Here is a 23,176-nt window from a genome sequence, read left to right on the forward strand (position 1 = left end):
TCCGGGATGGTCAGGGTGATCGTCTGCCCGACAGAGATCTGCATCTCGCCCCGGGCCGAGATCTCACCGTCGCCGAACAGCTCCACCAGATAGCGCCCCGTTCTGGCGCACTGCCACACCACCTGCCGTGTGCCGGACTGGTTGTCCTGGAAATAGCCCAGACCGGACAGACTGCCGTAGGCCGGGTCTGCATAACCGGAGGCTCTGGTGGGGCGGCGGTAGTCGCCGGTGGAGCCGGGCAGCAGCCCCAGCACCCGGCTGCAGGCTGCATAGGCCACGGGGATGCGGGGCACCAGATTGCCCGCAACGCCGAAGATGCTCACCCCCTGGCGGATGTTGTCCGCCCGCAGATTCGCGTCTCCCTGAATGGTCTGGGCCCCGCTCAGATACTGCCCGGCGGCGATGGTCTGGTCGGCCGTGCCCGGCCGGTAGGCGGCCGCGCCCCTGGAGGGGATGCTGCCGGTGACCTTCTCGCCCTTTGCATAGCCCACGGCCCCCGCCAGCATCTGACCGGCGGTCACGTTGCCGTCGGCGGTGAAGCTGCCGGTCACGGTTTTGCCGTTGGCGGTGATGGAAACGCCGGTCTTCAGGTTTTCGGGGGCCAGCTTGGCCGCTTCGGCCGCGGGCAGGCCCCCGCCGTTAAAAGTTAAGCGGTTCCCCGTGCGGTAGCACACCACCACGGCCCCGCTCCTGAAAAAGCCGTTCCACAGCGCGTCGCCTGCCGCGGTGGCGGCGGTGCAGGCCTGGCCGTTCACCTGAATGGTATCCCCCGCCGCAAAATCCGCCGTGGCCACAAAGCGCAGGTTGTCGCCGCTGCCGGTGAGGGTATGCACCGTGCCGCTTTTCTGATGAACGTAAAGGCTCACCCCGTTTTCGGCAGCAGCCGCGCCGATATCCTGCGGCGTCAGGGCCAGCTGGGGCTGGTCCTCTTCATCCAGGCGCAGCAAAAGGTTTGCCGCCGCGGCGGTCCAGTTGTCGCCGGGCTGGGTTACCTCGCTGCTCACCCCCACCGAAACATCCCGCAGCGCGGGGCTGCCGTCCCGGTTGTACAGGGTCAGATAGACCTTGCCATCCTGTTCATTCACCTTCAGATCACGAAACAAACGTGCCAAAAAAGCCACCTCCCAAACAAAAAGCCAGCTTCTGCTGGCCGTTCTCGATTGCGTTCAGATCGTTGTAAATCTGCAGCAGCATCCCCTCGATGCGCTCCAGGTCCCGCCAGTCCCACACCAGACTGCCGGGGGAAAAGCTGCGGGTGGAATACTCCGGCCGCGGCTGTACCGCATCGGCCAGCGCCGCCAGATTTTCCTCCACCCGGTTGAAAAAATCCGCCAGCGGAACTCCATCCACAGCATAGTCCTGCATCTGGCTGTAGCCGGGCTTTTGGGTGATCGCCGCCGCCCGCTGCTGCAGATACAGCAGGTTATCCCGGATGCGTTCATAGTCCGGGTCAAGGCGGAAGGCATCCTCCGCCGACCAACTGGTTTTTGGGGCCTGCCATTGGCACGCGCGCACCGGCAAAGCCCCCATAAAATCAGGATACACCCCTGTTCTCCTCCTTTCGCACACCGGATGTTATTGCATCTTCAACACTTCCCAGCTTCCTTTGGTTCCGCTCGCCCATTTTCTGGTGCGCGGAGAATGCTGGTTCAGCAGATGAAAGGCAACATCCATTCCCGTTCCGCCAAAATTGGCATGCAAGACCAGCCACCAGCTGCCATCCGGCGCATCTGAATTGTTATAAAGCAGATACAATCCGCCGGGTTTGTCATCCAGCAGCAGCTCGCCCTCGTAGATGGTTGATACCGCATTCCCTGCGATTTCTCCGGCATCGATGGTGCGCCACTGATTGTAATAGGTGTTCCACCATCTTGTGGTTCCGAACACATCCGTGATCTGGATGTGATAATCCGTGCGGATCAGTGTTGCTGCCTCGTTGAGCCCCTCCGGCCAGGGATTTACCTTGTGGGTGCTGTCGGTCTGCCAGATGCCCTGCTCCACCTGACCGATATCCGTTGTTCCAAGCGGGAGCAGGCCCTTTCGTTCCATGGCGCGGTCCGCTTTTTGTCCCTGGGCGGCTGTTGCCGCGCCCATCTCAGACAGGGTCCAGGTTACCGCATCGGAGCCATCAAAATAATGCGATGCATTTCCGATCGTAAGAAGAACTCTGTCGGCCAGTTTCTCTGCGCTGTAAGCAGGTCCTCCCGCCATGATCGATCCCGCGTAGCTGTGGCTGTGGCTGGCTGCCGCCGCGCCGATGCCCGCCGCCGTCAGGGTCTTGGCGCCCACCACGCTGCCGTTCACATACAGCACCTGACCGTTGGAAAAGCCGCTCACCTGGGTGTTCTTGCTCACCAGGTTGGGGCCTGCCGGGCCGGTGGGGCCGGTAGCGCCTTGAGGCCCCTGGGGTCCGGTGGGACCAGTGGCGCCCTTCGCACCGGTAGGACCCTGCTCGCCGGTATCACCCTTGGGCCCTTGCGGCCCGGTCTCGCCCTGCGGGCCTTGAGGGCCAGTGTCGCCCTTGGGCCCCTGTGCACCACTTGGCAAGGTCAGATTCAAAGTGGCAGTGGTACCGCTTTTGGAGATACTGGCAGCGGCGGTGCTGCCGCTGGCTACGGTACCGATTTTCATGGTCTGTATCGCTGCGTTCCAGAGACTGCGCTCTGCCGCCGTGATATGCTTCACGGTATCGCTCATATGGGTAAAGGCCGCATTCCAGTTGTTCACCAACGCTTGAGTGATACCGCCTAGTAACGACAGGTTCCCATGGCTGTGTTTTTTGCTTACCGCATCGGCCAGATCAACTTCCGTCTGGGTATAGCTATCCAGCAGCGCCTTGTTTGCGTGGCTGTGACGGGCGGCTGTATTTGCCGCCACAATGCTTTTAGTGGAGACAAGGTCAGCTGCCAGCGCTTTTCCCTTGTTGCCCGCATAGGCGGTGGAGGCGGTTTCACCCAGAGCCAGGCTCTTGCTGATCTCCACGTAGGCCGATCCGCTCCAGCGCCAGGTGAGGTTTGTGTCCAGAGCCACATAAATCTTGCCAGTCTCACCGGTGGCAGGGAATGCGCTCTTATTGGCGTATTCCAGCACATCATCCACAAAGCTGGGCAGCTGGCTGGCGGGTACCTGACCGTTGCCGTCCAGCGTAGCCACGCCACCGGCCTTGCCCATCTCGCTGCGCTTGACCTGGGCATCGTTGGTCACGTTGGAAAGCCCCACCTGACTTTTGGTCACGGCATGGGGATTGGCCTTGTCCGCCTTGTGGCTGTTCAGTGCACTCTGTACCACCCCGATGGCCGCCGCCTGGGCGGTGCTCACCGGCTTATTTGCGTCGGAGGTGTTGTCGCAGCTACCCAGGCCCACCTGTGCCTTGGTCACCGCGTGGGGATTGGATTTGTTCGTGGTGTGGGCGCTGAGTGCAGTTTCCAGTGCAGACTTCACCGCCGCGTCCTTCGTATCGGTCTCCTGCTGGGTGTAGGCCCCCGCCTGATGGGCGGTCACCCCGTGGGGATTATCCAGTGCAAGAAGGTGCCCGCTCAGGCTGCGCACCGCCCTTGCCAGCTTTCCGAAGGCGGTGGACAGCTTCTCGCCGCTGGTCAGCAACTCCAGGCTGGCGGCCTCGGTGTAGGTGGGGGTCTGGTCGTTGGTGGTCAGATTGGGTACGTTGCCAAGCCCAACCTGCGCCTTGGTCACGGCGTGGGGATTGGCCTTGCTGGCCGCGTGGGCATCAAAATCCTCCCGCAGACTGTCGGCCGCGGCCTTGTGCGCGTCCAGCGTCTGCTTTGCCGCCGCCAGGGTAATGGCCGGGCTGTCGTTCCAGGCATCCGCGCCCTTCACCCCGGCGATCTGCTGGCCGATCAGGGTCAGGAGCGCCTGCAGCTTGTTTTTCACGCCACCGATCGTACGCGTACCGATCTTATCGTCCGTCACACTGCCGTCTGGATGGGCCAGCACCGAGGCCGAAGCGTGGGCGTTTAACTCGGTGCGGCTGGCCTTCAGATCGTCCAGCTCGGCGTCCTTGTTTGCCTGCTGTTTCAGTTCCCGGTCGATGACCTCCATGTCGTAGGTCAGGTCGTCGATGTCCGCCGGGTCATTACGTTCTTCAAGACGTTCCGGTAAACGCAGCTGGTAATTCTGGCTCTTTCTCATGCTTCACTTCCTCTCTTCAATATCATTTCTCCTTTCAGCCCTCCACCGCTGTATGTGAGTTGATTTTTCAGCACCTGAGCCGGGGCGGCTGTTTCCCATTGTGTGTCCAGCAGAACCCGGTCGATGGGGTCCATCTCCGGGTTGCCCCGGGTGGAGCAGGTATAGGTGCTGCGGCGCAAAAGATGCTCCCGCACCCAGGCCGACACCGTCAGAGCCCGGTCCAGATCGGTAATGAGCGGATTGTCCAGCGTTTCCGCCGTGCCATTCTCGTCCGCGTCCGGCACCGTGGCCACCGCGTTCTGGCAGCTGGTCTCCAGTTTTTTTCCACTCACAATCAGGGTGGCCGGGCCGCTCCCCTCCAGCACCAAGTCGCCCGCGGCGGCATACAGCACCTGGCTGGTCACCTGGGCGCCCTCACATTCCACCCGGATGTTCGCCGACTGGTTCCAGGTCAGGTGCAGCTCCAATCGCCCATCCACCTGATAGGTACCCTTGTGCAGCTGGCTCTCCTTTTCCGCGGGAGCATACACCGTGGCCGGGCACTCCACCTGAAGAAGGCTCGCAGTCTTTTCCACTTTGGGCGCGCTTTCCAGCATGGCCGAAAGCCCGATGCTCACCCCGCTCTGGGCGCTCTCATCCGGCTGGATGCGGATCACGCCATCCCGGTCGGCATACAAAAGGCAGCAGGCCGCGTGAGCGATCAGCTGCAAACATTCTCGGTGCTGCTTTGTCGGCAGCGGCGCGGTGGTGGTAATCTGCTTCAAGCCCTCCCACAGGGCCCAGGGCTGCTCGTCCTGCCTGCGGCGAGGAAGCTTCGCGTCCTCCAACACCAGCGTCGCCAGTTCCCACAAGCTGTGGGGCGCGCCGTTCCACACGCCCTTGTAATAGGTGCCATCCAGAAGGCCCAGCGCATCGGTGGCGGAGAATTTGGCATGCAGCCCTTCCACCGTGGGCTGGCCGGTCAGGTAAAAGCGCCCACCAGGCATCCATTCCACAAAGCCACCCTGATATAGCTCCCGCCAGCCGCTGGAGACCAGGTCACCCCATTCAAGCGCCACCGCATCGCCCCAGTTCATGCCGCCGGTGAGCTGCTGGCCGTAGCGCACCGTGATGGGGTTGCGCTGCTCAAAATACTTCCAGATGCCCTGAGGGTTGTCCGGGTCATACAAACCGTTCTGGTCGCTGGTGAGCAGGTTCACGTTCACCGCCGAGAAGCTGAACTCCCCGATGGGCAGCCTGCGGCCGATGGGGTCCACCTCCATGGTCTGGGCCGCCTCGGTCAGCTCCGCCTGACCGAAGATCAGCTCCATGCCGAACATTAGCCGGGTCAGCCGAGCCCGACGAAAGGGCTGGCTGGTGGCCTCAAAGCGGATTTCCAGCCGGTCGAAGCGGTCGATCTGCACCAGCTCCTGGTGCTCCACCGCCGTGGGCTGCACCTGCCGCTGCACCAGCTGCACTTCCCCCTTCCAGGCGGTCACGGTCAGCGCGGTGCACCATTCCTCCGCCACCTGGTCAAACCGAAAGCTCAGCGCCGGAACGCTCACCGGCGTTTCAAATTCCAGCGCCAGCACCGGCGGAGCCGAAAACCTTCTGTCTGCCCCGCTCATCGCCTCGCTCACATAGCCTTCGGTCAACAGCGTGCCGCCGGGCTCGTCCGCAATGCGCAAAGTGCCGTCCGCCTTCCAGCGCCCCGGCTCGAAGGTAGCGTAGCTGCGTTTTTGCGCGCCGTCCTGGGTCAGGGCGCTTTCCACGCTGGACCAGTAGGCCTGATGCTCGCTTTTGTCCACCGCACCGGGGGCCGCGTCCTCGTCCACAACGCTCAGGGTCACGGACAGCTTTGCCGCGCCCAGCACCGGCTTTGTCATCTCCTGCCGGTAGGCATCGCTCACCTTTTGCATCAGATCACCCCGCAATCGATAACATTTACACTTGCATCCCGCAGGAAAGCTGGTTCCCCTGTGCCCGGGTCGATGATCTCCGGCGATACCTTTACATCGGAGATGTACATCAATCTGGTCAGCCACCGGCCTGTATTGAAGTTGAAATAGTGGCAGTAGAACGTAAAATGGTTGTCCTCGAACCAGCGATTCATCTCCCACCACAGCGAGCACGAGATAGTGCTCCATCCCATTTCTTGCTTGTCCAGGCTGCGGCCGATCATCCGGCCCACCATGGTGCCCTGGGCATTGCGGGCCGAATCCACCAATCGACTGGTGGTAAACGGGGCTTTGCCTTGATCCGGGTAAGGGACTGCGATACTATGGTTCTCCCTGCTGGTCTCCGGGCTGGTGCCGAGGTACAAAAAACCGGTGGATTCCTTCAAATCAATAGGCATCCGCGAATGCACCTCCGATCTTTACGCCCCGGTTTGCTTCAATCTTCGCCATAGCGCGGTACAGTACCTGACCATCCAGCTTGACCTCGATGGGCTGGCTTGCGGTGAATTCTTGTGTCCCGCCCAGCTGGGACAATGCTGCAACTACCGCCTGCGTGATGGTCTCCAGCGGGGCCTCCACATTGGTGCCTCGGCGCTGGTCGCCCACCACAGCCAGAAACGGATTGTTGGCCGGAAGAACCGCGCCCCGAGCAAGTTTTGGAATCTGAGGCGGGTCGAACTTCGCAAAGTTGAATCCGATGGTCTCACCGCCGATTCCCTGTACCCAGTCAGGCACTGTGAAACTGAGCGCATTGATTTTATCGATAATCGCGTTCACGCCCAGCGCCACCGCGCGCAGCACAGCATTGATCATATCAATCACCGTATTCACCGCGCCTTTTAACACTCCCACAATGCCATCCCAGACACCACCGAAGATATCCTTGATACCATTCCAGGCCTTTTCCCAGTCCCCAGTGAAAACACCAGTCACAAATTCACAAAGGCCTTTCAGAATGCGAATCACTGCGCTTACAGTATCGCTGATCCTCGCAAAAGCCGTGGCAAATGCATCCACCACGAACTTAATCGCTTCGGAAAGAATCGGCGCGAAGATATCCACCATCTGTTGGACCCAAGGATAAATATATTCATTCCAGATTGCGAGAACCATCTCTGCAAACGCACCAAAAAACTCCATGAGGTTATCCCACAAAGGTTTCATGTGCTCACTCCACAACCAGTCGATCTGTTGCATGATTTCTTCGAGCACAGGCTTTACCAGGTTGTAGTAGACATCGGAGAGGATATCTCTTACAGACTGGAATCCCAGAGCAAGACTATCCAGGATTGGCTGACCGTATATATCCCATGCCCCTTTGATGCCGGCAAACATGTCCTGAATAACCTGCTGTAGAAAGCTAAACAGCGGCAGCAAAAAGGAATTGATCAAATCTCCAATGAGATTACACGCCCATTGGAACTGCAAAGCGAACTGCTCCATGATCAGACTGCCGACGTCCGCGAATATCGGCGCGAATGTCTCTGAAAAAGCATTCGTCACGCTGGGGATAAAATCTCCCAGAATGTACTCACCCAGCGGGCGCAGAGCAGTATCCCACAATTCCAGCGCGCTCCCCTGGATAATGCCCCAGGAACTTTTTGCCGCTCGGGACAGCTGATCGAAGGCCTTACTCCAAGCGGCGATGCTGGGCGCAAAGAGTTGCCCGATCTGTGCGATTAACTGCTTAATTTTTTTCAGAATCGGCGGTACTTCCTGTGCTTCGTCCACCGCTGCTTCAGGCACAAGGTTTGCCACACCTCCTGTACCACCACTGGCGGACGATCCGCCAGAACCAGCTGAGCCGGTATCCTGCTGCAGCACGTTCAGTTCGTCGATGCTCGCGGTCGCGGTCTTGGCTGCTTTGGTTGCCGCTTTGGTGCCGTCGGCCAGCTCTTGCTCACCCGCTGCCGCGGCTCCTGCGCTGGATGCGATTCCGGCGTTTGCCCCTTCAATGGCCGCGCCAGTCGCCTGGATCTGCTTCTGCGCGCCTCCAAAAATGGACGTAATCACCGCATTGAATGCGTTGGCCATATTGATGAGGGCGGCCACAATGGTATTGAGCATTTTGACCACCGGCAGAAGTACCGTAGTAAGAGCCTGACCGATGATGCTCATAAACTGCTGCCACTGCATGGACAGAATGCGGGTCTGGTTGGCCCAGCTGTCCTGCGTACGCAGGAAGTCGCCTTGAGCCAGCTTCAGCGAATCCATTACAAAACTGTATTGCAATGCAACTCGCTCGGCCTGGCTCATAGCCTGGATATTGCTGTTCATCCCGTTGGCCATAGCATACTGCTGCAGGTTTGCCTGCGTCATGACCACGCCCAGGTCCTTCAATGCCTCAGTTTCACCGGTGAAGATGCTCCGCAGCTTGTACGCGGCATCCTCCTGAGAAATATTGAAGAAGCTGGCCACATCGCCGGACAAGCCGGTCAGCGCTATGGCCATATCGCTGGCAGCCTCATCTGCTACGCCCATACCCTTTGCCATGGCCATATAGGTGCTGCCGGTCTTTTTGGCCGCCAGCTCACTCATGCCGAAGCTGGTGATCGCTGTGTCAGCAAACTCCTCCATCTTGTAGGCCATGCGGCCGAACGAAACATCTACAACGTTTTGCACCTCGGCCACATCGCTGCCCAGCTGGATACAGGCAGCACCAAACTGCACTAATTGATAGGCGCCAAAAGCCAAGCCAAAAGCACCCATGATTCTTCCTACAACAGCATTTAACCCGCCTAATGCACCCACAACCGACTGCGTAGCCCCGCCCATATTTTTGCGAATGGCGTTTCCGGATTTTTTCGAACTTCGATTCGTCGTTCTTTCTATTTCGGACCAGGCTTTTTTGAGAGCCTCGGACTGGCTCATCCCAGCTTTACGGTATTCGGCAGCCAGCTGCATCGCAGTTTTTTTGGCGCTCTGCTCTACTTTTTTGCCATCCTTTTCAATACCTTCATTGTCCAGCGCCGTGCTGATTGTTACCTTGCCGTCTGCCAATTACATCACCTCACTCTCCCAACAGTTTTTTCAGGCGCTCCTGCTCGGCCAGCTCCTCTGCGGTGTAGCGGGGCCGCAGGTCCACCTCTGCTTTGTGCTGCTGGTAATACTCCTTCTCCCAGCTTTCCAGCTTTTTGCCCCGGCGCCGCTTGTCCCGGATGCTCACCACTGTGGACAGCTGCCCCTCGCCGATGGCCCCGAACCATGCCAGAAAAGTCCACCAGTGGACAAACGGCAAAGCGCGAATCTCACACCCGGCCACCTTGTTCACATCCGCCACAATCATTCCCTGATCCTGCTCCCAGTCGATCAAACGGGGGCCAGATGGGCCGGTATCTTCCACGCCGCCCGCGATGAAGATCATCATCTGGCGGGCCGCCTCTTCCTGGTCCTTCTGGGGGATGCTGTCCCAATCCTCAAAAAACAGCTTCAGGGACACGAAATACCGCACCCGCTCATCCTCATCCGGATTGTTCAGCCAGCGGATGACCTCCAGCACATCCCGGAAGTCGGCATTTATGGCATATTTCCGGCCCTGAACTTCCAGTGCTTCCGGCAGGCTCCAGCGGTCCATTATTTGCGGCCGGCCGCGCGCCGGGCTTCGCGGTTCGCCTGAGCCTTTGCCACAGCGGCATTGGCTTTCTCTTCGTAGAACCGGCTGGCGCCTTCCTGAACAATGGGCCGCAGCGCATCCAGCAGATTGGTTACCACACGCTCACCGTTACCGGCCACCGCCATAAGGTTCACACCGCCCAACAGCTGGTCGAAGTCGTTTTCCTGGCCGAATGCCTCCTGCAGAGCGGCCTTAGTCTTCCGATCAGCTTCCGCCAACAGCGAAAGAGCTGCAACGCCATTATCCTCTTTCGGCAGCTGGCCTGCCTTCTCCACCAGCTCATTTTCTACGGCCTGGACCTTTTCCAGCATCTCCATAAACCGGTTATACACATTGGGATCGCTGGGATTGAAACGCAGCACACCGCTGCCGTTGATCCGATATTCCCGCACGCCGGTGTCGATGTTCAATTCCTGCATTCTCGTTCCTCCTGATTCAAAAAAGCCGCTCGGGCCGAGGGTTCCGGCCCGGGCGGTATGGTTCATTGCTTACTCCTCGGCCGGGGTAAAGGTTTTGGTGTCCACTTTGAAGTGGCCCTTCACAGGCTTTCCGCTGTAGTGCAGATTGAAAGGAATCTGGTAACCGGTAGCATCGCCACCATAGCTGCTTACCTCGATCACCGCATCGTCCTTGACCGCAGGGTAGCCTTTTTCAGGGTCCGCCTCTTCCCACAGATGCACCTCCACCACAGTGGTATTGCAATCATCCAGAATCTTGCACTCATCAATGATGCCCTGAAGCCGAGCAAAAAGAGGATCATCCTTCTCCGCGTAGTAAGGCTCTACGCTGCCGCTCTTTTCATAGCTGGTCAGCATAATGCTGCTTTCGCCCAGGATGTTCTGCTTTTTCTCCACGTTGGCGCTCAGCTCAGGGCTGTATTCCTCCAGATCCTTGCCCAGCCGCACATAGTTGGGGCTGCCCTTCGATGCGCTGGGGAGTGCTGCATCGATATAGTGGGCCATATACTTTCGTTCGATTTTTGCCATCAGATCACCTCATACTTTTCTTTGAATTCCGCGCTCAAAGCCACGATGTAGAGCCCAACTCCATCCTGGTCAGTGTCGTACAGTTCGCCGTTCTGTGCCTTGATGCGCTCCTGTTGTTGATCGATATTGCCAAAGGTAGGGGCCCTGTGCGTAATGCTCTGCTGTTGGACCCAGCGCTGGAAATCCAGCACCCAGTCAGCGTTATAGGCCGCGCTCGCACCATCCCCAGGGCTTTTCGCCACCGCAATATACAAGCCGAAGTTATACTGGTTGCTCACAGTCACATTGCCCAGGATATCCTCATTGCGGCTGATCTCCACCAGCCCACCCGGCCGCAGGCTTTTGCTGCCCGGGATGCTGTCCAGATAGTCCACCAGCATGTTGGCGGCCAGATCATACCCGGGGTAGGTCCCAAGCCACTCCCTCAGCCGATCCAGATCGCTTTTCTGATCCATCGTTTAGCCCCCCTTTTGTTTGATATACCGCTGCAAATCCGCGGCCATCGCAGGGCCTTCCGCCGCGGAAAGTGCACGGTCCCAGTAGGGCCCAGCTTTCGGATTTTGGGTCTTGGTGTAATCCAGTGGACGGTTCACCACGTGCTTTGTCTCGCCCTTCCTCGCCCATGCGCTGCCTGTCACATCACTGACCATCAGCTTACCGTGAAAGAGGAAGCGAGCAGAAGGCCCCGGGGTCACAATCAGTGGTTTGCGGATATTCGTACTGGACTCAGTTCCTTTAATCAGCTCTCCGGACCTATAGGGCAAGTATTTTGTAATGCGATTGAGTACATTGTTTGTGTGATACATCTGTACATCACCACTGGAATCAAGCCCCTTGTCCTTCAGGATTTGCCGAACACTGTGCATCTCCAGATATGCCACTGTCCCGTCCGGAAGTCGGAAAAGCCTCTTTTTGTTTGCCACATCAACCACCCGCCTCGATATGGCAAACTGCCCCGCGCCAGTATTTCACATCCACGTCCTTGACCACAACTAGCCCGGGTACACTGGCCGGAATGAATTTCCCCCATGCAGCCAGGTTCGTAATCTCCGGGCCATCGCCAAGAAACACCTTGTCTCCGGCTGCCAGAGAAAATACCAGCTGGTCGCCGCCAAGAGGCTGCGCTGTTGCCGCATCCACCCACACCGGGCGGCCATCCCACCCGGATGGAAGAACAAGCAGGAAACTGTTTGCCTCCTGCCTGCCGATTTTGTCCACGGTCTGCACTTTCTTGGCGTCAAAAAATGCACCGCGAAACAGGGTTCGGGTGCATTGAAAACCGTTTTTTAAATCTGCATGGTACAACGTGACAGTCTGGTTACACAGACTGTAATCCACCGGCGGGCCAGGTCTTACTCTGAACATATCACCATCCCCTTTCGGTCCCACGGTAAATATCCAGATAGAGCTGGGCACAGCGGTAGAGCTCGCGATTCTGGGCGGCCGGACTCAAATCCGGCTGCGCGCCCTGCGCCCGGCTGCTGCTCACGCTGCCAACGCTCACGCTGGCTGCCGCACCGCCGTTTCGCGCCCAGTCGAAATAGTACAGCGCATCGATCATAGCACACAGGGCCATCTGTTCGCTGTTTTCGGCTGTATCCGTTACCCGGTAGATGCGCTTGTAGCGTTCCAGATGAGCCGAAGCGTCACGGGCATACGACCGGAACTCTCCCTCCGGCACACTGTCACCGCCGTACACATCCCGGTAAAACGCAAATTCAACCACCGCGCCGCACCTCCTTAACCCGCAGCAGGCGGGGTAAGCGTCCCCTCAACCGTCTGCGTGGTTTCATCTGTCAGGGTAATGGTCAAGGTCAGCTTGTTGCTGCCATCGATACTGCCGGCGATGGTCTTGATGCCAACACCGGGGTCACCCTTGGGACCCGGGTCCCCTTGCGGACCAGCGGGGCCTTCCGCCCCACTGGCTTCATCGACCAGAGCAAGTACGCGGTTGAAATTCTCTGCGACTTCAACCTCGCTACGAGGGTCAAGCAGTCGCTTGTCGATTTTACGCATCATCCTGCACCTTCTTCTTGGATTTCCCCGGGGCCGGACTCTCCGCAACGGAGGTATCCGCAGCGGGATTCTCTGCCTCCTGCTTCTTTTCGGCCGGTTTCTTGGGTACTAGGTAGCCTACGGTTCTGCCCATACGCACCTCCATCAGCCAGCAGACTTATGGCTGGCGTATACGCCCTTCACCTTGTTCTTGTACACATCAGCGATGCCAACATTGCGGTAGCCGTACTTGTAGGCGTCCGCGTCCTGATTCTGCTCAGGGGTCACGATCTTGGGGGCCACATGCTTCTCGAACTGAATCAGGGCGGGCTTGTGGATGACCATGAAGTTCAGATCGGCACCGCCGGAAGAAGCCTTAGTATAACCGCCGGCTTCCTGCCCGCCGGTGTGGCCGTCCTTCTGATCGATGGCAGTGTAGAAGCGAGTCTGGGGGACCAGAGTCTTGCTGGCGAATCTCCCCAGAATCTCCCGGCTCTTGGTGGTGTCCAGATCGGCGATCATGCCGTCCAGAGTGGGGGTGATGAAGAGGTGGCGATCTTCCAGAGGCACCTCAGCCTCGTCCATAGCGGTAATGGCCACCCGCAGAGCGGCCAGCACAGCCGCGCCATCGTTCAGGGTCTCTTCCTTCTTGGTGATACCGCTCTTGCCGCAGTAGCTGGCAAAACGGAAAGCATCCAGCTCGGGAACAACCTTGGTGCGGATGAACTCGCCTGCCAGACGGCCAAAGGCCATACCGGCGGTCTCAGCGTTATCCATGCTGTCTACAGTGAACATGCGGCCGCGGTCGAAGTTGCACTTCACGGTCTCGTTGGTCATGGTCACGTTGCCGGATGCATAACCGCTGTTGCGGTCGTAATCGCCCAGGCCCTGCATATCCAGCATGGGGACAATCAGCTCGTTGGCGTTGGCGCCCTGCTGCGCCAGCTCAGGTGCGCCATCCAGCTTCGCAGTCAGAGAAGCATTCTTGTATACCTCGTCCAGCATGGCGATGTACTTTTTCGCCAGTTCAATAGTGTTTGCCATATCTTATTACCTCACTTTCAAAAAATCACTTGTTTTCGACCGGCGGCAGGCCAAACGCTGCACGCAATGCAGCATCCGGATCACCGCCGGCAGGCTTACCACCAGTACCGCCTGCATAGGGCGGGGGCGGGTTGCCAGTATCAAACAGATAGTCGTTGTCTTTGGCCAGCTGCTCCAGCGCGGCGGAAATATCCTTGTCCGGGTCCTTGCTGGCCCGCAGGGTATCCACATCCAGCAGAGCCTTAATGGCCTTTGTATTGCGGCCCTTTGCCCTACCAATGGCGGAATCCAGCTGCGCATCGAAGCGTACAGCCTCTACCTGGGCCGCGGCATCCTTTTCGGCCTGCTCGGCCTTCTTCTTCCAGTCTGCAGCTTCCCGGCGCACCGCTTCGATATCCATGTCCTCGAAGGCTTGGATTCTCTTGTTTGCCTCGGTCAGCTGACTTTTCAGGGTCTTGTTCTCGGTGTTCTTGGCGTCAAAATCCACCTTGGCCACAAAGGCCTTGCCGATTTCGGCGCTTACCTTTTTGTCGATCTCCTCGGTGTAGCTATCACCCAGGATCTCCTTCAGCCATTCCAACATAGGGTCTCCTTCCTTGATTCCGCTGTCCTTTTTGTGGGGCCAGTCCCCCTACTGCGGTGCCCTGCTTATAGTCCCCCGGGCCGGGGGTATTTTGAGTATAAAAATAGCCCGCCCCGGCTTCATGCGGCCAAGGTGGGCATAAAAAAACCACCTTGCAAGGCAGGGTGGTTTTTTTCTTATGTGTTGCTCAAATACAAATCATCATAGGCACGCTGCGCTTCGCGGCCAAAGTCGTTGTAATCCTCGTACTTAGGGGGGGCAAAGCCTTTTTCGTCAATCAAAATATACAAAGCCTCCAAGACATCTCGGATGTTTTGCATTTCCAGCGCTTCCGGCAAATTCTTTTCAAGAAACGCCCTCGTATTTGCTTGCATACAAATCATGAGATCCCCCTCCTTTGTTGTCACATTGGGTTTGTTTGAATCAGGCGGCCATCATTGACAGCAATCGTAACTGTCGCTTTTTCTCCAAAAAACGTTTGGCGCACATCAGATTCGCTTATTGTACGAATCTCACCTAATTTCACCGGATTTTGCAAAGCAGCCAACGCAACCTCAACGCTCACGCCTGTTCTTTTACCCGGATGCGGCTCTGCTACTTGACCAATCATCCGGTCAATGAAATGCGTGGAAAAACTTTCAATTTCCACTCCGGTGGAAGTTTTTTGCCCAACCATGACCTGCTGTATCTTTTGACTTGTTTCTTTGTAAACATCAAAGCCAACCAGAGGGGATATGTCGCCTTTTTCGACTGCGGCGTTGTATCCTTTGAGCAGTTCATACTCAGGAGATTTATTATACTTCCCATCGTAGTATTTTGCAAGTGTATTCAGCTCTGTGCTTTCCGCGCCAATGGATTTAAGCCATTCGGCGTGGTGTGCCTTTGCACTTGCCCTCGCTTTCCCAGCCTGCCGGCGGCTCCACCCCACAACCTCCAACCTTTCTGCCCGACTCTTGAAGCCCATGGCTTTGTTGAAGCGGGTATACTCCTGATTCAGTCGGGCCAGCTTGATCCGGTCGGTGAGCAGCTGTGACTCATCCCCGGCCGCTTCGCTCATCAGCACACGCTGCTTCTGGGTGCGGATATTCCGCTCAATGCGGTTCTGGTACTGGGTAGCCTCGTAGCCGGTCATGTGCCGGCCCTCGTAAGTAACGCCCTTGGCATTATCCTGTCGGAAGGCTTCCAGCTCCGCATCTGTGTACTGCGGGCTGTTTATCCCCAGCAAGATGGGGAAGGCCACATGGCCGCAGTTCAGCGTACCGATGCGCCGCGCGAGGTTGCCATTCAGACGCTGGAACTCGGCATCACTGTACTGTCGGCCCTGGATCGGCTCGTGGTCCGGGGCGCTGTTGGCGTGAGCACTGATCTCCCAGCCGTTGCAGCCCAGCACATCATGGTTCTGTTGGGTAACCTGCTCCACCAGCAGACCCATGCCACCCATCAGGTTTCGCCGTACAGCTGCTCCCAGTTCTGTGCTGATGCCGCTGGCATAGTCGATGGTCACAATACCGCGCCCGGCCAGCTTGCGGGTTGCCTGTCTGGCCGCCTCGCTGGCGCTGGTGGCGCCTGTGGCCACCAGCTTGAATGCCTCATCCATGCACTCCCGATACACGTCCTGCAACGGCAAAGGCTTACCTGTGGCGGGAGAAACCATTCCCATGGTCTGAGTAATATTCTCCAGCTGCTCTCCGGCCAGCTTTACAGCAGCCTCCGTCAGTTGCAGCAGACTCCCGGCATCTGCTTCGGTGGCCCACACACCCACACGGGCATAATCATCCGCTTGAGCAAATTCCGCAGCGCTTGAAAGCAGCTGCTCGGCCTGCTTTTTCGTAACCTTCAGCTGAACCTTCAGATATTTTTGCAGGTCTTTCCGAGCCAGCCCCAGCGCCTCGGCCCGATATGCCTCATAGGCAGCAGTGCTGGTCATCTTTCCGGCTTCCAGAACCCGCTCAACGATATCCTTCAACAGCCACTCGATGACCGGCTGCGCGATCTCCTCCGCCGCTGCCTGATAACCTGCAATCTGTTCCGGGGTCAGAGCCACGGCTTACACCCCCTTATTCCAGCATGGAGTCCAGCTCAGGCATGTATTTCTCGCGCACCTTCTGCAGATCGTCGGCAGTCTCCCAGGGCAGGCCGTATTTCCAAGCCAAAGCGATTTCCGGTTTGAGCATTCCTGCGCTCACCAGCTGCATGGTCTCGGCCCATTCTTTGTCCTTGTCATACAGTACGCCGTTGCCCCAGTCAATGCACACCGCCCGTTCCGGGTCCGGTTCGAAAGCGCCGGCGACTCGGTACAATTTGCCCAGTTTGCCACACAGCACCACTGTGCGCCGCACAGCTGATTCCCACATCTGCTGCAGATCCTGAATGGTAAGACTGTAGTCGCCCTGGCTGCTGGTTACCTCGGTGGCAGTGCGCTGGGCGGCCTCCACCTCGCCCAGAATGCCCCGCTTTAAGCCGATCAGGCTCTCAACGTTGCGCAGGTATTCCCGCTTGCGGGCAAGAAAGCTTTCCTGTCGCAGGGCGGGAGCAAACACAGTGACGCCGGTGTTGGCGATATCATCGTCGATGCCCACGAAGAGGCCGGGCGGTAGCACCGGGCGGCCGTTCTTACGCTTGTCCAGCAGGTCCGCCGATGCGAACACCCGGCTCTCGCCGTGGTCGAACTCCCGGCTGAGCTGTCTCTCGTTTCGGTTGATGTTGTGAATCAGGCCGGCCGCTGCAGCGTAAACGCTCACCGGATCAGCGCTGCCATCTACACAGTTCTCCAGGGGCACCTTCAGGCCCACGAGACCGATACCGCCAACATCGCCCACCACCGCCTTCGGCTCCAGCGCGGCATATTGTGGCAGAGCGGTAAGCCCTACCTGGGTGCCGATGCTTTGTCCATCCCAGCTGCAAAAGAGTTTATTCTCAATCACCAGCCGGCCCGCTTCGTCCAGGCTGCGTCGTTCCAGCAGCGTGTAGAATTTGCCGTTTTCCGTGGTCAGCTCAGCGCTGCCCAGTGCGGTGACCTCGCCGTCCGGTCCCCGGCCCAACACCGTGACCATATCCCGACGCATTACAGTGAAGGAAAAACCGGTAGGACCCGGCACCGGTTTCAGCCATGCCTCGCCGCCGATCATGGCCAGCTGCATCGCCTTTTTGCGCACCGATTCCAGACTATCCAGCACACCAATCACAAATGGCTGCTTTTCGCTGGCCGCTGCTTCGTATTCCGCAAAGCACGTTCGGCTCAGCTTGCTCACCACCGTGTAGGGCAGCCGCTGGCAAGGGTCCTCCTCGTCAGTCACATCCCGGTCGAAATAGAGGCGGAACCAATCCTCGATAGCCGTTCTCATTGCAGCAGAGGTGCAATCCTTAGCCCCCGGATAAGCCTGCTCAAAATGATAGACCTTGTTATTCAAAAGTGCTCCGAAGAAGCTCACCGGCTCACCCCCTCGCCCTGGTTGTAGATAATCACACGGCGCTGACGCCGCAGTCCATCCTGCATCCCTTCAATGTAGCTTTCCAGCCGCTGGTTTTCCTGCTGCAGTTCCGCCAGCTGCCGCACCAGCCTCTGGTTTTCTTCCATCAGCTGCCGGCGTGCCCACTCAGGCAGAAAACGCAGCCTAAGCCAGGTATAAAATCTCTTGATCATGCGCCTCTCCTCTTCCAGATCCGGCTCATCGCGTAGCGCACCGCATCGATGTGGTGATTATCCACATCTGGGTAACCTTCCAGCACCTCGCCGGTCTTCTTATCCTTCTCATATTCGTACTCGCCAAACTCCTTGGCGGTGTCCGGGCAGCGGGCCGGGTCGATTCGTATCTCCGCAAGACTCTGCAGCCACTTCATACCTGCCTTCACGCTGCCAGGGCCCTTTTCTGCTCCCCGGCAGGGCAGGCCCAGAGCACGGTAATCGCCACAGCTCTTTTCCTCCGCGGAATCCGCTGTTAGGTACTCTTCCCGGCCATCCTCCTGGCACACGCCCTTATCCAGCAGGATTTTGGCTGTATCCGCGTTTGAAGTGCGTCGGCGGGTAGATTCATCCCAGATATACAAAACCTTTCTGGCGGCGTCATAGCCGCAGCTATTGAAGGCCCAGGGGTCTGGGTACCAGCCCCAGTCAACGCCATGGTAGCGCCGCTCCATCCGGGCAATCTCCTCATCAGTGATGGCCGTTAGATTCAGATTTTCAAAGACCTGCGTTCCGCTGCCCACCACCTCGCCCAGATACTCGTGGCGATATGCGGTTTCGTTTGTGGCCTGCAGGTGCTCGGCATCCGCCAAGAAGCGAGGCCCCAGCCAGTGGGGCGGAACGCTGCGGTAATCCGACCGGTAGACCAGCTTCCCTGGACGCTGCTCCAGCGCATATTTGTTGGCCCAGTTCCGGGCCATCGCCGGAGGGTTGAAGCTTTTGAACGCAAAAGAAAAGGAGCCGCCGCGAAGAAGCGACTGCTCCACGTTGCGGATCTCCTCCGGCCCGGAATACTGATCCAGCTCCTCGAACCACACCAGACCCACATAGCCAAACGGAACCTTGATGGATTTAATTTTGCCCGGGTCATCCAAACCGAAAAACATGATTCGCTGCCCGGTCGGTTTGTAGATCGCCCGCATTGGGCTCACCGTGAGCTCGAATCTGCTTTCTAGGCCAAGTTCTGCGATTGCCCAGGCAATTTGCTCGTATACGCTGTTGCGCAGGGTATTGGCTACCTTTCGCAGTACCACTGCATGGCAATCTGGATGCCGCAAAAGCAGAAGAATCAGCTCTACGCTGGCAAAACTGCTCTTTGTGCTGCCGCGTCCACCCGGAAGAACCACTTCGTTGACACCGCCCTGTCTGATAGCCCGGTGAACATCGTACAGCCCCGGGCTGATGATCTTACTCAGGGATGTCGTCAATAATGGTCACTCCTTCCGGTGTTTCCTGGCTATCCCTATCAAACAGGCCCAGGTTCCTGCCCATCAGTTCCAGAGCCCGAACCTTGTCAGCCATCTTGATCTCAAGTCCATGCTTGCCTTCTTTGATGGATGCAATGGCCTTTCGCGTATCTCCTGGCACATCGTCAGTATTGGATATCACAACCCGGCCAGCTTCCACCTTCGCCAGATCTGTAATATCGGCGAAACCTATTGCGGCCAGTTCCAGCAGCACCCGTTCCGGGCTTACCGCCCGCTTGGCCATCTGCTGGCGCCGGCGGGTCAGATAGCCCTGAATCTCTTCCCGATCCAGCAGCTCATAGCTGCGGCCCTTGGCAAAAGATTCGCTATACCCGGCTGCCAGAGCCGCCCGATATGCGTTCCCGCCATTGCTCAGGTAGGCGTCAGCGAACGCCTTGTATCTTGTGCGCAGTTCACTTTTCGCCAACGCCACCACCTCTCTATAAAGAAAATCCCCAAGCCCACCCGCCGGCGTTTCCTATGCCGGCCACTCGTTCCGATCGGGCCCTCGTGCGGGCCAGATTGGCATAAAAATACCCCGGCCAGGTTGTTCCCGGTCGGGGTATTGTGTTTGGCAGACTACTCGGCCCGCGGCCTGCCAGCGCGGGTAAAGGAGGGTACGTGGCTCATCATGCCCAGAGCCGTATCGATCGGCGCTCGTGCGCTTTTCGATGGTTCAATGATATCATCCAAGCCATGGTAAAAGATAGGAAGTTTATTCCACTTTGCTCCCCGATTTAAGGTGCTCAAGTGCTCGCCGATGAACGCCCATCACCATCTTTACCCCTCTTTCATAGGGATTCCCATATATTCTGTCTGCAATGTCAGACCATAACATGTGCCGGCAGCTGTCCCGCCCTGTTTCCGGATCCGAAGATGGTTGCAAATACCTCATCTGTAGGACATTACGTTCCAATGGATCAGGCAGGGCGGCCACAGCCGCCTCAATCTCCGCCATCTCCCGGCGGTTTGTCTCTACCAGCGGCCCGATCTGCTCCTCGTACTCCATGTAGGCCTCGATGGCCCGGGCCATTCTCTCCCCACTGGAGCCGGTGTGCTTGGAGCCGTCAGGGTCCCTCTGAGCAGGCATCTCGGCGTTGCTCTTCATCCGGGCCAACCGCTCCAGTCGGTTCTCGTTCTCTTTTTTCAGGCTTATGTAGCGGGCCAGCCGCTCTTTTGTCACCGGCTCCATGGGGTCCTCCTTATCCTATTTTCAAAATCTCGCTCGGGAAGATGCACTCAAGGTAGCTACCTCCCGCAACTGTGAACCTTACCAGTGCCCAGCGCCCTTTTGGGTCTACATCCTCCAAGATGCCCTTGTCAGGGATCCTGGGCTGCCAGTCGTCCCGGTAGCAGGGCGTGAAGCGGTGGACAAGCACCTCGCGGCCGAGCGTCAGGTTTCTGACGTCACGGAAGCCGTTCTCCGGAAACCTTTTGCGCGCTTTCATCTGGATCATCTCCTTTGCTAGTGCTTGCGGCTTTTGCCTCTTCTTCGCTCAAAAACCATGTTTTGCCGAAGTCCACATCTCGGCAAGGTTCCATGCCCTGGTGCTGCAGTTTATATTTGCCATCGCTCCAGACAACCGCGCAGGATATGTGCCGCGGATGGACTCCACGGCCCAGAGCGTGTTTCTTGCCGCGCAGCTGGTACACAGTAACATCAGACGGCTTGCACGGAAACACCACGCACCGCCCCTCCTTGTCAGCTTCCACCAGCTGCTGCACTTTGTCCAGTGGGTACCCAAAGCATGTTTTGATGGTCTTGCAGAAGTCAACGCCGCTGTATTCAGCAAGCAAGGCCTCCGCCGCCTCTTTTTCGGCTACGGCTTTGGACAGTGCTTCCCTCAGCTGCTGCACGATGGGCAGGGATTCGGGGTCGACGGTTTCGCAGTCTCGCAAAAAACGAATCAAAGCATCGGAATAAGGTTCTGGGATATCTTCGTAAGCCCGTATCACTTCTTTATTCGCATCAATCAGCCGCTGTTCAGCCATTTTATTCACCTTCCTTCGGCGCAAAAAAGCTGCAATACTCCATGATTTTATCCGTATACCCGTTCTTCGAGCAGACGCAGTCAAACGTGTCTTTGAGAGCACACCCCTCACAGCGACCAACCGGAGGGGCCGGGCGGGTGTTCCAGTCCGACAAATCAAAAATAATCTCTCCGTCAAGAACGCATCTCCCGGTCCGCTTGTGAGCATAAAGATTTGTGCGCTCCATTTTAAACATAACTCCGTTAAATTCGGCGTCAAAATCACCGCCGCAAAACGGACACGCCAACACAATTCCCTTCCGGGTGCATTCTTCCTGCGCCTGCTTATCCCCCATCAGAGCGCGGCACTCAAGATCAGTCAATCTGTTCACCGCCTTTTCTCGCAATCAAAGAATCAAGCAGAGACGCGCATTCTCCGCATACCACATGACCTGGTGCAAGAACCTTCCCACAACCTTGGCAAACAGGCTTTGGTGGCTCACTCATGGTTCTTGCCCGCTTTCGAATCTCATTTATCATGTCGTCTGCCAGCTGTTTTGCTCTTTGGTTAAAAGGAGATTCGCATGTTTCTGCGATCTGATACAGCTGCTCCGCATTTACAGCAGCGCATACAATATTCATCACCGTACCTCCTTCTCCAGTTCCGTCCCGTCATCCGAGCAGAACATCTGGCCGTCATAGTATGTGTTTCCGCATTCCGGGCACTTAATAGCGCCGTTTGCATAGTCTTCGTCAAACCCAAAGAAAGCCGCGCACGCAGTCATAAAGCCGCACACCCCAAGTATAACCAAGGCGACCGAAATCAGCTTCTCTCTGCGCCCCCACAATATGCCGCCAGCAAAGAACATGGCCGGGGAGAAAACAGCAAGTAACACCAGTAGCGAAACCACCTCACCGCACCTCCGTGAACTTCTTCAGCAGCCGCTCGGCCATTTCCTGCAGCCGGCCAATGGCTGCAGCTCGTTGCATCACGTTCATTTGTTTTCACCCACCTTTTCCAATCTGGTCAGAAGCCCGGCCACGTCATATCTCCAGTTCACCTTCAGCTGCCGCTGGTCTACCTCGATGCCCTTCACCGCAGCCCACTGCCAGGGGATACTCTTTCGCTCCCCGGCGGCCAGAAAGGCCAGCACATCCGCCGCGGATACCGCAAAAGTGCGCCTGATCGGCCGGAACTCGATGACCACCACGGCGCTGATACCTTCGTGCTGCGCTGCCGCATCCATGTCCCTGATGTGCTTCTCCTTGCGGTATTTCCCTTTCTCTTTGTTCCAGGTGCCCAGAATTTTGGGCAGCGGGATGCTTTTCTGGTCTATGGTCTTCAGCTCGGCCAGCATCAGATGGCCGGAGTGATAAACCAGGAAATCGCAGATGTTGTCGATGGAGAAGGACAGCTGGTCATTGCCGCCGTAGTATGTAGCCGCACTGTCCTTCAGCCGGTAGACCCAGGCGTCCTTCGGGCACGAGGCCTTAAAGTCCGCCTCGAATCGCTTGCCGGTATTCAATCGCTTTTCCTCCTTTTCGATGTGGCCATGCGCGCCGCCTGCCGTCGGGTCGGGGTAATGCTCGGAATTGTAATACACGGTGCATCACTCCTCCTTCTTAACACGTAGCTGGCGGCGCACAAGCCGGTCCAGAATATCGGTGCCGCTGGGTGTAGGCCTGTCCACTCTCGCGTTGCAGCCGCCCTTGCGGCGAAACTGTTCCGCCTCGTAGGCTGCCAGGTCCATGCCCTTGCGCTTGCACTCCTCCAGAGACTTGGAAAGGTATGGCCATTTCTGGCCACCAGCCTGAGCCGTCACCTCAATCACCTTGCCCACCAGTTCCGGCCCAAGGCTTTCCACGTAACTCCCCAGCGACCGGCGAATCACCGGTGTGGCAGTGCCATACGCTTCCTCGTACGACTTTAGGATTGTGGTCATCGTCGTCAAAACAACCCCTTCTTCTTT

27 protein-coding genes and 1 pseudogene are annotated in these 23,176 nt (G+C 57.8%); all 28 read right to left on the reverse strand.

From position 1 onward, the window contains the following. Positions 1-1,112: pseudogene (locus B5F28_RS13690) on the reverse strand (hypothetical protein); the annotation flags it as partial. Continuing rightward, positions 1,093-1,545 (reverse strand): hypothetical protein, encoded by a 453-nt coding sequence (locus B5F28_RS13695; protein WP_143424759.1) that lies wholly within the window; start codon positions 1,543-1,545, stop codon positions 1,093-1,095. The pseudogene B5F28_RS13690 and the gene B5F28_RS13695, both read right to left, overlap by 20 nt. A 30-nt stretch (positions 1,546-1,575) precedes the next feature. Beyond that, positions 1,576-4,149: a collagen-like triple helix repeat-containing protein gene (locus tag B5F28_RS15335; RefSeq protein WP_275532627.1), complete on the reverse strand. Its 2,574-nt coding sequence runs from the start codon at positions 4,147-4,149 to the stop codon at positions 1,576-1,578. Beyond that, positions 4,146-6,047, reverse strand: a complete 1,902-nt coding sequence (locus tag B5F28_RS13710; protein ID WP_087296401.1) for a hypothetical protein — start codon at positions 6,045-6,047, stop codon at positions 4,146-4,148. Before B5F28_RS13710 ends, B5F28_RS15335 begins: the two co-directional genes overlap by 4 nt. After that, the gene (locus B5F28_RS13715) at positions 6,047-6,484 is read right to left on the reverse strand and encodes a hypothetical protein (protein WP_247643499.1); all 438 of its coding nucleotides are present in this window, start codon (positions 6,482-6,484) and stop codon (positions 6,047-6,049) included. The genes B5F28_RS13710 and B5F28_RS13715 overlap by 1 nt, the downstream gene beginning before the upstream one ends. Continuing rightward, complete coding sequence (locus B5F28_RS13720) at positions 6,474-9,086, reverse strand: phage tail protein (protein WP_087296402.1); 2,613 nt, start codon at positions 9,084-9,086, stop codon at positions 6,474-6,476. The genes B5F28_RS13715 and B5F28_RS13720 overlap by 11 nt, the downstream gene beginning before the upstream one ends. Positions 9,087-9,096: 10 nt before the next feature. Beyond that, positions 9,097-9,660 carry a Gp15 family bacteriophage protein gene (locus B5F28_RS13725; RefSeq protein WP_087296403.1) on the reverse strand — a complete coding sequence of 188 codons (564 nt, stop codon included), beginning with the start codon at positions 9,658-9,660 and terminating at the stop codon, positions 9,097-9,099. Continuing rightward, complete coding sequence (locus tag B5F28_RS13730) at positions 9,660-10,118, reverse strand: hypothetical protein (RefSeq protein WP_087296404.1); 459 nt, start codon at positions 10,116-10,118, stop codon at positions 9,660-9,662. Before B5F28_RS13730 ends, B5F28_RS13725 begins: the two co-directional genes overlap by 1 nt. 69 nt (positions 10,119-10,187) lie before the next feature. Then, on the reverse strand, positions 10,188-10,685 hold the full coding sequence (locus B5F28_RS13735) for a hypothetical protein (protein ID WP_087296405.1): 498 nt from the start codon (positions 10,683-10,685) through the stop codon (positions 10,188-10,190). Next, positions 10,685-11,140, reverse strand: a complete 456-nt coding sequence (locus tag B5F28_RS13740; protein ID WP_087296406.1) for a hypothetical protein — start codon at positions 11,138-11,140, stop codon at positions 10,685-10,687. Before B5F28_RS13740 ends, B5F28_RS13735 begins: the two co-directional genes overlap by 1 nt. A gap of 3 nt (positions 11,141-11,143) precedes the next feature. After that, positions 11,144-11,608 (reverse strand): minor capsid protein, encoded by a 465-nt coding sequence (locus B5F28_RS13745; protein WP_143424760.1) that lies wholly within the window; start codon positions 11,606-11,608, stop codon positions 11,144-11,146. Position 11,609: 1 nt separating this feature from the next. Next, positions 11,610-12,050: a hypothetical protein gene (locus tag B5F28_RS13750; RefSeq protein WP_087296407.1), complete on the reverse strand. Its 441-nt coding sequence runs from the start codon at positions 12,048-12,050 to the stop codon at positions 11,610-11,612. A gap of 1 nt (position 12,051) precedes the next feature. Beyond that, complete coding sequence (locus B5F28_RS13755; RefSeq protein WP_087296408.1) at positions 12,052-12,411, reverse strand: head-tail connector protein; 360 nt, start codon at positions 12,409-12,411, stop codon at positions 12,052-12,054. Positions 12,412-12,425: 14 nt separating this feature from the next. Next, positions 12,426-12,704: a hypothetical protein gene (locus tag B5F28_RS13760; RefSeq protein WP_132587373.1), complete on the reverse strand. Its 279-nt coding sequence runs from the start codon at positions 12,702-12,704 to the stop codon at positions 12,426-12,428. A gap of 141 nt (positions 12,705-12,845) precedes the next feature. Beyond that, positions 12,846-13,724, reverse strand: coding sequence for a hypothetical protein (locus tag B5F28_RS13765; protein WP_087296409.1), 879 nt, complete (start codon positions 13,722-13,724; stop codon positions 12,846-12,848). A gap of 25 nt (positions 13,725-13,749) precedes the next feature. Beyond that, a complete protein-coding gene (locus B5F28_RS13770) occupies positions 13,750-14,307 on the reverse strand; it encodes a phage scaffolding protein (protein ID WP_087296410.1) in 558 nt (185 codons plus the stop codon). 176 nt (positions 14,308-14,483) lie between these two features. After that, positions 14,484-14,690, reverse strand: coding sequence for a hypothetical protein (locus B5F28_RS13775; protein ID WP_058965645.1), 207 nt, complete (start codon positions 14,688-14,690; stop codon positions 14,484-14,486). A 20-nt stretch (positions 14,691-14,710) separates the two neighbouring features. Next, entirely contained in the window at positions 14,711-16,351 is a 1,641-nt protein-coding gene (locus tag B5F28_RS13780; protein WP_087296411.1) for a phage minor capsid protein, read from the reverse strand. A 13-nt stretch (positions 16,352-16,364) separates the two neighbouring features. After that, positions 16,365-17,651: a hypothetical protein gene (locus tag B5F28_RS13785; RefSeq protein WP_087296412.1), complete on the reverse strand. Its 1,287-nt coding sequence runs from the start codon at positions 17,649-17,651 to the stop codon at positions 16,365-16,367. Between the two features lie 83 nt (positions 17,652-17,734). Further along, a complete protein-coding gene (locus tag B5F28_RS13790) occupies positions 17,735-17,950 on the reverse strand; it encodes a hypothetical protein (RefSeq protein WP_087296413.1) in 216 nt (71 codons plus the stop codon). Then, the gene (locus B5F28_RS13795; RefSeq protein ID WP_087296414.1) at positions 17,947-19,197 is read right to left on the reverse strand and encodes a PBSX family phage terminase large subunit; all 1,251 of its coding nucleotides are present in this window, start codon (positions 19,195-19,197) and stop codon (positions 17,947-17,949) included. Before B5F28_RS13795 ends, B5F28_RS13790 begins: the two co-directional genes overlap by 4 nt. Next, positions 19,178-19,663, reverse strand: a complete 486-nt coding sequence (locus B5F28_RS13800) for a terminase small subunit (RefSeq protein WP_158097610.1) — start codon at positions 19,661-19,663, stop codon at positions 19,178-19,180. The genes B5F28_RS13795 and B5F28_RS13800 overlap by 20 nt, the downstream gene beginning before the upstream one ends. Before the next feature lie 288 nt (positions 19,664-19,951). After that, the gene (locus B5F28_RS13805) at positions 19,952-20,428 is read right to left on the reverse strand and encodes a hypothetical protein (RefSeq protein ID WP_087296416.1); all 477 of its coding nucleotides are present in this window, start codon (positions 20,426-20,428) and stop codon (positions 19,952-19,954) included. A gap of 215 nt (positions 20,429-20,643) precedes the next feature. Then, a complete protein-coding gene (locus B5F28_RS13815) occupies positions 20,644-21,228 on the reverse strand; it encodes a hypothetical protein (protein ID WP_087296418.1) in 585 nt (194 codons plus the stop codon). A 1-nt stretch (position 21,229) separates the two neighbouring features. Beyond that, complete coding sequence (locus B5F28_RS13820) at positions 21,230-21,589, reverse strand: hypothetical protein (RefSeq protein ID WP_087296419.1); 360 nt, start codon at positions 21,587-21,589, stop codon at positions 21,230-21,232. Then, complete coding sequence (locus B5F28_RS13825) at positions 21,582-21,848, reverse strand: hypothetical protein (protein ID WP_087296420.1); 267 nt, start codon at positions 21,846-21,848, stop codon at positions 21,582-21,584. Before B5F28_RS13825 ends, B5F28_RS13820 begins: the two co-directional genes overlap by 8 nt. 353 nt (positions 21,849-22,201) lie before the next feature. After that, positions 22,202-22,810: a PDDEXK family nuclease gene (locus B5F28_RS13835; RefSeq protein ID WP_087296422.1), complete on the reverse strand. Its 609-nt coding sequence runs from the start codon at positions 22,808-22,810 to the stop codon at positions 22,202-22,204. A gap of 6 nt (positions 22,811-22,816) precedes the next feature. Further along, positions 22,817-23,149 (reverse strand): hypothetical protein, encoded by a 333-nt coding sequence (locus B5F28_RS13840; protein ID WP_087296423.1) that lies wholly within the window; start codon positions 23,147-23,149, stop codon positions 22,817-22,819. Between the last annotated feature and the right edge of the window lie 27 nt (positions 23,150-23,176).

The sequence above is a fragment of the Gemmiger sp. An194 genome, from assembly GCF_002160145.1.
GTDB lineage: Bacteria > Bacillota > Clostridia > Oscillospirales > Ruminococcaceae > Allofournierella.

Bases quoted from the DNA above. Each gene is read 5' to 3' on its own strand.
- B5F28_RS13725 (WP_087296403.1), bottom strand. From the start codon at position 9,660: ATGGACCGCTGGAGCCTGCCGGAAGCACTGGAAGTTCAGGGCCGGAAA.
- B5F28_RS13805 (WP_087296416.1), bottom strand. From the start codon at position 20,428: ATGGAGCCGGTGACAAAAGAGCGGCTGGCCCGCTACATAAGCCTGAAA.
- B5F28_RS13785 (WP_087296412.1), bottom strand. From the start codon at position 17,651: ATGAGAACGGCTATCGAGGATTGGTTCCGCCTCTATTTCGACCGGGAT.
- B5F28_RS13750 (WP_087296407.1), bottom strand. From the start codon at position 12,050: ATGTTCAGAGTAAGACCTGGCCCGCCGGTGGATTACAGTCTGTGTAAC.
- B5F28_RS13770 (WP_087296410.1), bottom strand. From the start codon at position 14,307: ATGTTGGAATGGCTGAAGGAGATCCTGGGTGATAGCTACACCGAGGAG.
- B5F28_RS15335 (WP_275532627.1), bottom strand. From the start codon at position 4,149: ATGAGAAAGAGCCAGAATTACCAGCTGCGTTTACCGGAACGTCTTGAA.
- B5F28_RS13710 (WP_087296401.1), bottom strand. From the start codon at position 6,047: ATGCAAAAGGTGAGCGATGCCTACCGGCAGGAGATGACAAAGCCGGTG.
- B5F28_RS13775 (WP_058965645.1), bottom strand. From the start codon at position 14,690: ATGATTTGTATGCAAGCAAATACGAGGGCGTTTCTTGAAAAGAATTTG.
- B5F28_RS13730 (WP_087296404.1), bottom strand. From the start codon at position 10,118: ATGCAGGAATTGAACATCGACACCGGCGTGCGGGAATATCGGATCAAC.
- B5F28_RS13815 (WP_087296418.1), bottom strand. From the start codon at position 21,228: ATGGCTGAACAGCGGCTGATTGATGCGAATAAAGAAGTGATACGGGCT.
- B5F28_RS13765 (WP_087296409.1), bottom strand. From the start codon at position 13,724: ATGGCAAACACTATTGAACTGGCGAAAAAGTACATCGCCATGCTGGAC.
- B5F28_RS13825 (WP_087296420.1), bottom strand. From the start codon at position 21,848: ATGAATATTGTATGCGCTGCTGTAAATGCGGAGCAGCTGTATCAGATC.
- B5F28_RS13840 (WP_087296423.1), bottom strand. From the start codon at position 23,149: ATGACCACAATCCTAAAGTCGTACGAGGAAGCGTATGGCACTGCCACA.
- B5F28_RS13735 (WP_087296405.1), bottom strand. From the start codon at position 10,685: ATGGCAAAAATCGAACGAAAGTATATGGCCCACTATATCGATGCAGCA.
- B5F28_RS13715 (WP_247643499.1), bottom strand. From the start codon at position 6,484: ATGCCTATTGATTTGAAGGAATCCACCGGTTTTTTGTACCTCGGCACC.
- B5F28_RS13790 (WP_087296413.1), bottom strand. From the start codon at position 17,950: ATGATCAAGAGATTTTATACCTGGCTTAGGCTGCGTTTTCTGCCTGAG.
- B5F28_RS13740 (WP_087296406.1), bottom strand. From the start codon at position 11,140: ATGGATCAGAAAAGCGATCTGGATCGGCTGAGGGAGTGGCTTGGGACC.
- B5F28_RS13760 (WP_132587373.1), bottom strand. From the start codon at position 12,704: ATGATGCGTAAAATCGACAAGCGACTGCTTGACCCTCGTAGCGAGGTT.